Below are 9,183 nucleotides of genomic sequence, written 5' to 3' on the forward strand. Positions count from 1 at the left end.
TTGTTGCTAGCGGTTCGCCGATGGCTCCGTCCCTAGTCGTTCCCCTTACAGGGTTTCGCCTTACAAATTTTTAATGTCAGTTGTTTGTTATCCTGTTCCTTAATACAGAATGACCGTTGGGGGCGTTATGCACGATAAACCATGGCTTACTCCTGAACAACAGATTTAGCATTTGGAACGTAAGGGCGTAGCGTTCAACTTGATGAGTAAACAAGAAGCTCTGAGTTATTTAAAACATAACAATAATTATTTCAGGCTCCGCTCGTATCGATGCGGCTTTGATAAGGTCGTTGGTGGAGTAAATGATGGCAAGTATATTGGTCTCGATTTTGCCATGCTTCAGGATCTGTCTGTTATCGACTATGAGTTGATGCAAGTCTTACTGCCCATGACAATCGATATCGAGCACTTTTCAAAATTTGAGCTGCTTGAGAGGCTTGGTCGTGACTTCGTTGATACTTATGAGATTGTCGAGCAGTACCTCAGTGGCAAAAGATGCTCACAGTATGAGGGCGTATCGGGCGGAAGCTTGACGCGCGAAATTGATTCAAGGTTAAACAGCTGCTATATCAATGGTCTTGTTTCGGCTTATAGGGAAACTGGCTATCCAGTCTGGGTTTTTACAGAGTTGATTACTTTCGGAACTTTCATTGATTTTTGGTTCTCGGTTTCTCGCTATCTTCATGATGGGGAATTTATAAAACGCGCCTATGAACTGCAAGCTATGAAGGGCCTTAGGAATGCCTGCGCGCATAACAACCGCATTATTAATGATCTGAAATCAGGCAAGCCCAGGTATAACGTTTCGTATGACGTAAGAAATGTTGTGACGGGACTTAAGTTCCAAGATGTGAATGTTAAGGCCAAGCTATCAAACGAACGTCTACAGCATATTGCGACTACGTTATACCTTCACAGTACTATGGCTTCAACCGGGGTAAGGACTAATAAAGGAAAACAGCTGCGCAGGCTTGTTGAGAGAATGTATCGCAACGAGATCTACTATCTTCGCAACGACCAAATAAGAACCGGTTTCGCTTTTATTAGCGGCCTGAAAAATGGCTGGTTTGTGAATTAGAAAATAGTCTCTTTTGGGAAACAAGACCATAAATATAATTGACGACTACAATACAAAGAAGGTTAATTCCTTCTTTTCGGGGACGCATCCTCTGGGTGTGTCCCCGTTCTCTTTTCATTGAGTAAAACGGACTGTCCGATTGAAACGGGGAACTCCTCATGAGTTCAGTGTTTGTTGGTGCGACCCAATTATTCAACATCCACGTTGCTAGTCGTTTTTGGGCGTGATCGCTATTTCGTGTAGGCGCTAGGGCCGGCGTGGACCCCTGCAAAATCCGATGGCTATATTTCAGTCAGTTCTCTTATCCTTATTATGCTGTTTCATCGCGTTGATGTTGATTGAAGGTTGTTGCATATGGTCTTTCAAGGATTTCCTGTTTCCGATCCTCCGGAAAACTGGAAGGAGATGGAGAGGTCCGTTGCACAGATTCTGATAGCTTCTGGAATGGATGCTGAGGTTCAGAAAACTATTACCTTGGCGCGAGGAACTGTAACCGTTGACGTTTTTGCTCAGCCCAAAAAGATCTTGTATGGGCCAATTATATGCGAATGCAAATATTGGAACACAGCTGTTCCTCAGGAAAAGGTGTTTGCATTTAGCCGGGTAGTTGGTGATAGTGGCGCTTCACTTGGGTTGTTGATTTCGCGATTTGGGTTTCAAGAGGGGGCTATTAATGCTGCGCGATATAGCAATATTAAATTGCTTTCATGGCCTGAGTTTATTGAGTATATAAAGCCCTTCTGGCTCTGTGAGACGACAAGGCGTTGTTTAGGCTTTGGGCAGATTTTGCTGAGATATGCGGATCCCCTGGATGTTCCGACTCATCTTATCGGCGATCAAGGGCGTGCGGAATATAAAAAACTCCTTTCGGAATATCGCGGGCTTGTTCAACTGCTGGCTTCGTTGAATATCGAGGTTGTTTCTCAGGTAGAGTATCCTGCAATGTTGCGAGATGGTGACATGGTGTGCGCTGCTGATGCTTTTGTAAACAACTATGCGGACATGCTTCAGGTAAGGACTGCGGATCAATTGTTCACTTTCCTTGTCGATGCTTGCGAGCAGGCAGTTAATGAATTTGATAAGGTATTTAACGGATTCGATTTGGATGATACCCCCTATGATGAAGTCTCTAAATATGCGGGCGATCTGATCGATGGTCTATTCCCGGAAGGGCATTCTTCGTCCAGTAGCTCTAGCGAAAACGAAATCTCGCGTATTCAATTTGAGCACCAAAATGCACGAGCGGACTTAATTAGATGGATAAGGAAGACAGTAAGGACAGCGTGATGCGTAATTTGATTCGCAAATAAACACCGCATAGCGGAACACGTCCCGCGCCCTTCTATATGATTTCCAGCTGCTAAACAACAAATCATTGACGAGGGGGGGCGGGACGTGTCTGCGAACATCGTAGCAGTCGGCAAGGGGTCACTACGCAAGGACATAAGGAATCTGGTGAGGCGGACCGTCGAGGAGATGCTCAACGCGCTACTCGACGAGTTTGAGTACGAGCGGCTTTTCATAAGATCCTTCCTAATATATTGAGGCCGACAAGTGGCAGCGTACGTGCGCTGCTCTTTATTGTGTGGGACTCAGGGGAGGGGTGGCGTGATGGTCGAGATGTTGCTGACGAATGGGGGCGGAGCTGGTTGCGGCCGTTATAGAAGCCATTTTTTTGCACGCTCCCGCTGTCACGCTGTTTTGCTTTCTCTGAACAATCCGTAGCCATCATGTTTCTCAGATTATAAACAAGAAAACTGTTTATAATTGAATTGTCTAAGAGGAGGTCGCTTTGAAACTTCTTAAATTAAGAATTGATGGGGTCACGCTGTTTAAGGACAAGCGTTTGGAGCTTGATTTTATTGCCGCTGATCGCGTTTTGAGCGATGAAGAAGGTAATTTCGCCGATGTGTTCCCGCTGCCGGTGGGATCCTCGCTCTATTCTCAGAATGTAATGGGCGTTGTTGGCGTAAACGCATCCGGTAAGACAACGACTCTCAACCTTGTGCGCTTTGTGCTTGGCTATATGTCTGGCAGCTTTGTTATGCGACGCTTTGCAACTGGTTCCGATGTTCTCGGAAACTTGGAGCGCCAGGTCAATGTGACCTGTGTATTTTATGAAAAAGGTTCGGTATATCTTATTGAATCTCAACTTCATAAAGCGGATGGCGAAGCCGCAGATGATACTTCTTTTGCGGGATCGCTTACATTTGAGAACGAATGGCTTTGGAGATGTCCCACATCGCGCGTCTCTAGAAAGGTCGTTTTGAATATCGAGCATCTGAAGGATGTTTCTGAGCCTATTCTGGTTCGTGAGGGGCCTGATGATGGTGACCTTGTTCTTAACGATGCCCAACGAACTTTCCTGGATGACAACATGTCAATCGTGTCTGTCATCACGGGTAAAAAGATGGTCTCGGTGGAGTCCCCCGAGCGCACGCTGCCTTTGACGAGCTTGCCAACCCCTGTTGTTCAGGCTTTTGATCCGAGTGTTGAATATCTTGTCTGGAACAAGGAAAACCAAGTGTTCCATCTTAAGTTTAAGGGTGAGCGAGCGGAGCGAGTGATGAATGTCGCGATCGCGACTTCTGTTCTGTCAAATGGAACGATCTTGGGCGCTGAGCTGGTCAATCAAGCGATAACCGCTCTCAGAAATGGGGGCTATCTGATTGTGGACGAGATTGAAACGGGTCTTAATAGATCACTTGTTGGCACAGTGATTGAGCTTTTTGCTTCTCCCGTTACGAACCCCCATGGGGCAACTTTGCTCTTTTCGACTCATTACTCGGAGCTCCTTGATGTGCTGAGACGTAAAGACAATGTCTTTGTTCTTGTGCGCGACGATTCGTTTAAGACAGAGCTCATCAAGTATTCCGAGCGTATCAATCGGATTGAGAACAAAAAGAGCGATGTGATTATCAACAATGTAATCAAGGGATCTATGCCTAAGTACCCCGACGTTCAAGCGATGCGCGAGTATGTTTGCGAGCACATCAATGGGTGATCAGGCAAAAGATATTCTATCAAGTCGTTTTGTCTTGTTTAGCTGTGAAGGAACTGCAGAGGGTGTCGTTATTCAGGTGCTGTATGACAACGATTTGTTGATCGTCCCAAGAGAACGAGTGGTCAAAGATGCCCTCATTGTTGATCGTCCTTACACGCGAAAACGCAAGGCTTCCGAAATTGCAAACGACTATTTCTCGATGAACTACGAGACTGCTGGGGCTGAAGGACTTGCGGTCGCACGGATTGTGGACAGCAGCGCTCCCAAGTTTGAGTTTCCAAAGCGCAGGCAGAACGGCACTAAAGTGCTGAGTTTTGTTACGCGGCCTGAGGTCGAGATGCTTGTGATTCACGCCGAGGGTGCCTATCGGGATTGGGAGAACGCGACCAGAAGGGATAGACAACTTAAGCCTAATGAATTCTGCAAGCAGCGTCTTGGACTAGGCAAAATTAAAGAGAAGGACTTTCTTGAGGAATATTGGGGCAACGGCGCAAGACTTATAAAAGCAATTAAAGCTCATGCCGAGACAAGCAAGCGGAAGAATGGAGAGCTTCTGCTGGTCGACTTGTTGAAATAGCAGATGAGTAATTGCCAGATCGAGTGCAAAGGCTAGAACACAGTGTGCTCGACATGTTTAGAATTTGCCGCATACTTCCGGTTTTTTGCCTCTGTGGCAGGCCGTGTCCACTTATATCCTCCGCTAGATAATGGACAGAACAGCTAGTTCCGTCTCCATACTAAAACGCCGGCAAAGGCGAAATTGCTCCTGCCGGCGTTAGCGTGCCTGCTTGTGCTGTTTTCGGCTCGCGCAGAGGCCCGTTTTGGACCTTTACGCCTCAGTGGGCTCCACGCCCAGCTCGTTGCGGACGAGCTCGAAGGCCGCGGCGATGGCCTTGTCCATGTCGTAGTACTTGTAGCCGCCCAGGCGACCGGCGAAGACCACGTCGCCCTCCTGCGCCGCCAGCTCCTCGTACTGCTTGTAGAGGGCCTCGTTCTTGGCGTCGTTGATGGGGTAGTAGGGCTCGTCGCCGGGCTTCCAGTCGGCCGGGTACTCGCGCGTGATGACGGTCTTGTCCTGCGTGCCGAACTCGAAGTGCTTGTGCTCGATGACGCGCGTGTAGGGGACCTCGCGCTCGGTGTAGTTGACCACGGCCACGCCCTGGTGGTCGGCCTCGTCGAGCGTCTCGGTCTCGAAGCGCAGGCTGCGGTACTCGAGCGTGCCCAGCTTGAAGTCGTAGAACGCGTCGATGGGGCCGCAGTAGACCGTCTTGGCGGCGATATCGGGCTCGGCGGCGGCCAGTTCCTTGTACTCCACGCCGCAACGCACCTCGACGCCCTCGAGCATGTTGGCGACCATCTTGGTGTAGCCGCCCATGGGGATGCCCTGGTAGCGGTCGTTGAAGTAGTTGTTATCGTAGGTGAAGCGGCAGGGAAGGCGCTTGATGATGCTCGCGGGCAGGTCGCGGCAGTCGCGGCCCCACTGCTTCTCGGTGTAGCCCTTCACGAGTGTCTCGAAGATGTCGCGGCCGACGAGGGACAGCGCCTGCTCCTCGAGGTTGGCCGGCTCGCCGATGTTCTCGGCGGCCACCTGCTCGGCGATTTTTGCCTTGGCGTCCGCCGGCGTGACGACGCCGGGCCACATCTTGGCGAAGGTGTTCATGTTGAAGGGCATGTTGTACATGTTGCCGTGGAAGTTGGCGACCGGCGAGTTGACGTAGTTGTTGAACTCGGCGAAGCGGTTGACGTAGTCCCAGACGTCCTTCATGGAGGTGTGGAAGATGTGCGCGCCGTAGCGGTGGACCTGGATGCCCTCGACGTCCTCGGTGTAGATGTTGCCGGCGATGTGGTCGCGGCGGTCGATGACCAGGACCGACTTGCCGGCGCGCTTGGCGGCGTTGGCGAAGACGGCGCCCGAAAGGCCGGCACCGACGACGAGGTAATCGTACTGGGACATGGATATGCTCCTTTGTATGTCAATCGAACAGTTACTTAAGTTTTGGGACAAACAAACCTGATTATTTTGTCCCAAGGATTAGTGTAGCAGATGCCCTTTCAGCAGCTCCAACGCATGGGCGTAGCCCTGGAGGCCTTCACCGGTGATGGTGGCAAAGCAGGCCAGGCGGGCGTAGCTTACCTGGCGGAAGTCCTCGCGCGTTTCCACGGCGCTGATGTGGACCTCGACGGCGGGGATGGCAACGGCCTTGAGGGCGTCCAGGATCGCCACGCTGGTGTGCGTGTAGGCTGCCGGGTTGATGACGATGCCGTCGACCTTGCCGTATGCCTCCTGGATCTTGTCGACGATGCTGCCCTCGTGGTTGGACTGGAAGACCTCGACCTCGTCGAAGCCCTGTGCGGCGCCGGCCTCCTTGCAGATCTGGACCAAGCGGTCGTAGTTGTCGCTGCCGTAGATGCCCGGCTCGCGAATGCCGAGCATATTGAGGTTAGGGCCGTTGATGACGAGAGCTTTCATGGTTGCTTCCTTTGCGGTTGGTTAGCGTAGCCGGTCTTTTGGTCTTCGACGTTTGCCCAGATAAAACCTGCCAAAATAAACCTGTCCCTTTTTAGTAGGTTTTAGAGGGTGTCGAGGAGGGCTCGGGCGGTGTTGGCTGCGCAGTCGCGCGAGTCGATGATGTAGTCGGCCCAGGCGCGGTAGCGTGGCATGCGCTGCTCGGCCAGCTTGTCGATACCGTCGCGGGCGGTGATGGGGCGACCCTTGTGGGCGAGCTCATCGAGCTTACGGTTGAGCATCACAATCTGACTGTTCTGGTGCAGCAGCGGGTAGTTCTCGTCGCGCGTGACCACGCCGCCGCCGGTGGAAAGCACAAGGCCGCTGCGCTTGGAGATGTCGGCCAGGGCCGCCGTCTCCTGCTCGCGGAAGGCCGGCTCGCCGCGCTCGACGATAAAGTCGGCACAGGGCATGCCAAGGCGCTCCTCGAGGGCGCGGTCCAGGTCGATATGCTCGCGGCCGGTAAGAAGGGCGATCTGCTCGCCCACGCGGGTTTTGCCCGAGCCCGGCATGCCGATCAGCGCGATGTTCTGCTCATGGCGGGACAGGCGCTCCGTTACGCCCCGGATGCGCTCGCGCGGGGTGACTTGGCCGGTATAGCGCTCGACGGCCTGTGCCGCCTGGGCCACAAGCATGAGCAGGCCGCCGATGCAGGGGATGCCGCGACGCTCGGCCTCGAGCATGAGCCCCGTGCGGGCGGGGTTGTAGACGATATCGATGACGCCCTCGAGCGCGTTGAGGCCCTCGAGCGTGCAAGGCGCGTCGGGGCAGAGGGGGAACATGCCGGCGGGCGTGCAGTTGACGAGCAGTGCGGCGTCGGACTGCTGTGCGATGTTGTCGTAGTTGACTTCACTCGTGCGTCCCACGGGTACGACGTTCGCGCCCAGGTCGCCCAGCACCATGCTGGCCGTGGTGCCGGCGCCTCCGGTGGCTCCGAGCACGAGGACCTTCTTGCCGGCAATCTCCACACCCAGCTCCTCGACCAGGCACTGGAATCCGAAGTAGTCGGTGTTGTCGCCGCGCAGACGGCCATCGGGCAGACGCGTGATCGTGTTGACGTTGCCCATGCGTTCGGCGAGCGGGCTCAGCTCGTCTAGGTAGTCCATGACGGCGCGCTTGTAGGGAATGGTCACGTTGGTGCCCTCCCATTCATCGCCGGTCATAAAGGCCGCGAGGTCTTCGGGCTCGCGCTCAAAACGCACGTACTCAAGCCCCGCGAGCTCCTTGTAGATGGTCGGGGTGTAGCTGTGGCCCAGCACGCGGCCCAGCACGCCGTAGGGGCGGGTTGTGGCGACGTCGGTCATCTAGAGCACCTCCGTGTAGCTGCCAAAGTAGGTGAAGCTCTCGCACACGTCATCGATGGAATCGAGTAGGTCGTCGAGCGCCTTGCTGTCAAAGGGACAGTCCAGGTCAAAGTAGAACATAAACTCAAAGTCGCGCCCGGGGATGGGACGGCTCTCGAGCTTGATAAGGTTGATGTTGAGCGCATAGAAGCGCTCGAGCACGCGATAGAGGGCGCCCGGCTCGTTGGCCGTGGTGATCATGAGCGAGGTGCGGTTGGCGCCAGGGTAGACGCGCGGCTCGCGGCTGATGACGACGAAGCGCGTGTAGTTGTTGTCCGAGTCCTGAATGTTGGGCTCCAGCACCTTCAGACCGTAGAGTGCCGCACAACTGCGTGAGGCGATGGCGGCGACGTCGGTGCGCTCGGAGTTGGCGACCATTTCGGCCGACATGGCCGTGTTGAGATACTTGGTGGCGTGCAGGCCGTGCGCCTCGATAAAGCCGGCGCATTGCGCGATGGCCTGACCGTGGCTATAGACCTCACGAACATCCTGCAGCTTGGTGCCGGGCTTGACGAGCAGGTTGTGGTCGATCTTGAGGCGAAGCGAGCGCACGATGTGGAAGTCGAACTGCGCGAGCAGGTCGTAGACCGCGTTGACCGAGCCCGCGGTGGAGTTTTCGATGGGCAGCACGCCAAACTCGCAGAAGCCATCTCGCAAAGCGCGCATGACACCTTCGAAGGTCTCGAAGAACGCGATATCGGGCACGGCAAAGAGCTTGCACGCTGCGATCTGGCTGTAGGCGCCCTCGACGCCCTGGCAGGCGACGCTGGCAGTCTGGGGGAAGGGCGTATCGAAGGCCTCGGCCGTGGCATGGGCCTTTTGCGAGACCGTGATGCCCTTGAGCTCGTTGATATAGCGCTGCTGCTCGGCCTTGCTCATGCTCATGAGGAGTCGGAACAGCGTGATGGTCTGGGCCTCGTAGCGCTCGGGCGCGCGGCTGGCGAGGTTATTGAGCTTGGAGCGCTCGCGGGCGGGGTCGAAGACGGCCTTGCCCATCTCGATCTTTGACTTGGCGACCTCGGTGGCAATGTCCATGCGCTCGATAAAGCTGTTGAGGAGCGTGGTGTCGATGCCATCGATGGCCTGGCGGATGTCAGCAAGGTCCATAGGGACCCCTTTCGTGAATGGTTGCCTGGGGTAGTTAATTTGGGACGGGGCTATTTTAGCTACCCTTTGACTGTCGATGAATCGATGGGTGTCAGCGCAAATATCAACTGGCATATGGGGGGTAGCTAAAATAGCCCCGTCCCAA

9 protein-coding genes are annotated in these 9,183 nt (G+C 54.1%); 5 read left to right on the plus strand and 4 right to left on the minus strand.

Annotation, left to right across the window (positions count from 1 at the left end):
* Positions 1–202 precede the first annotated feature (202 nt).
* The 5 genes from SFLMC1_RS01835 (at position 203) to SFLMC1_RS01855 (ending at position 4,659) form a co-directional block, all read left to right on the plus strand.
* A complete protein-coding gene (locus SFLMC1_RS01835; protein WP_152073893.1) occupies positions 203–1,078 on the plus strand; it encodes an Abi family protein in 876 nt (291 codons plus the stop codon).
* Between the two features lie 354 nt (positions 1,079–1,432).
* Positions 1,433–2,365 carry a restriction endonuclease gene (locus tag SFLMC1_RS01840; RefSeq protein ID WP_152073892.1) on the plus strand — a complete coding sequence of 311 codons (933 nt, stop codon included), beginning with the start codon at positions 1,433–1,435 and terminating at the stop codon, positions 2,363–2,365.
* 108 nt (positions 2,366–2,473) lie between these two features.
* Positions 2,474–2,623, plus strand: coding sequence for a hypothetical protein (locus SFLMC1_RS01845; protein WP_187323815.1), 150 nt, complete (start codon positions 2,474–2,476; stop codon positions 2,621–2,623).
* A 247-nt stretch (positions 2,624–2,870) separates the two neighbouring features.
* The gene (locus tag SFLMC1_RS01850; protein WP_152073891.1) at positions 2,871–4,082 is read left to right on the plus strand and encodes an AAA family ATPase; all 1,212 of its coding nucleotides are present in this window, start codon (positions 2,871–2,873) and stop codon (positions 4,080–4,082) included.
* Entirely contained in the window at positions 4,075–4,659 is a 585-nt protein-coding gene (locus tag SFLMC1_RS01855) for a hypothetical protein (RefSeq protein ID WP_152073890.1), read from the plus strand. Before SFLMC1_RS01850 ends, SFLMC1_RS01855 begins: the two co-directional genes overlap by 8 nt.
* A 252-nt stretch (positions 4,660–4,911) precedes the next feature.
* Here SFLMC1_RS01855 and glf read toward each other — a convergent pair whose 3' ends face one another.
* From glf to pheA, 4 genes are all read right to left on the minus strand, one after another.
* Positions 4,912–6,036 (minus strand): UDP-galactopyranose mutase, encoded by a 1,125-nt coding sequence (gene glf / locus SFLMC1_RS01860; protein ID WP_152073889.1) that lies wholly within the window; start codon positions 6,034–6,036, stop codon positions 4,912–4,914.
* 78 nt (positions 6,037–6,114) lie between these two features.
* A complete protein-coding gene (gene aroQ / locus SFLMC1_RS01865; RefSeq protein ID WP_152073888.1) occupies positions 6,115–6,552 on the minus strand; it encodes a type II 3-dehydroquinate dehydratase in 438 nt (145 codons plus the stop codon).
* Positions 6,553–6,653: 101 nt separating this feature from the next.
* Positions 6,654–7,892 (minus strand): shikimate kinase, encoded by a 1,239-nt coding sequence (locus tag SFLMC1_RS01870; RefSeq protein WP_154063894.1) that lies wholly within the window; start codon positions 7,890–7,892, stop codon positions 6,654–6,656.
* Positions 7,893–9,038, minus strand: a complete 1,146-nt coding sequence (pheA, locus tag SFLMC1_RS01875) for a prephenate dehydratase (RefSeq protein WP_152073886.1) — start codon at positions 9,036–9,038, stop codon at positions 7,893–7,895.
* Positions 9,039–9,183: the final 145 nt, after the last annotated feature.

Source organism: Collinsella aerofaciens, assembly GCF_901212495.1.
In the GTDB taxonomy this organism is placed as follows: domain Bacteria; phylum Actinomycetota; class Coriobacteriia; order Coriobacteriales; family Coriobacteriaceae; genus Collinsella; species Collinsella aerofaciens_H.

Excerpts from the sequence above, each read along its gene's own strand:
- SFLMC1_RS01835 (WP_152073893.1), top strand. The coding sequence starts at position 203 with ATGAGTAAACAAGAAGCTCTGAGTTATTTAAAACATAACAATAATTAT.
- SFLMC1_RS01840 (WP_152073892.1), top strand. The coding sequence starts at position 1,433 with ATGGTCTTTCAAGGATTTCCTGTTTCCGATCCTCCGGAAAACTGGAAG.
- SFLMC1_RS01855 (WP_152073890.1), top strand. The coding sequence starts at position 4,075 with ATGGGTGATCAGGCAAAAGATATTCTATCAAGTCGTTTTGTCTTGTTT.
- glf (WP_152073889.1), bottom strand. The coding sequence starts at position 6,036 with ATGTCCCAGTACGATTACCTCGTCGTCGGTGCCGGCCTTTCGGGCGCC.
- aroQ (WP_152073888.1), bottom strand. The coding sequence starts at position 6,552 with ATGAAAGCTCTCGTCATCAACGGCCCTAACCTCAATATGCTCGGCATT.
- SFLMC1_RS01870 (WP_154063894.1), bottom strand. The coding sequence starts at position 7,892 with ATGACCGACGTCGCCACAACCCGCCCCTACGGCGTGCTGGGCCGCGTG.
- pheA (WP_152073886.1), bottom strand. The coding sequence starts at position 9,038 with ATGGACCTTGCTGACATCCGCCAGGCCATCGATGGCATCGACACCACG.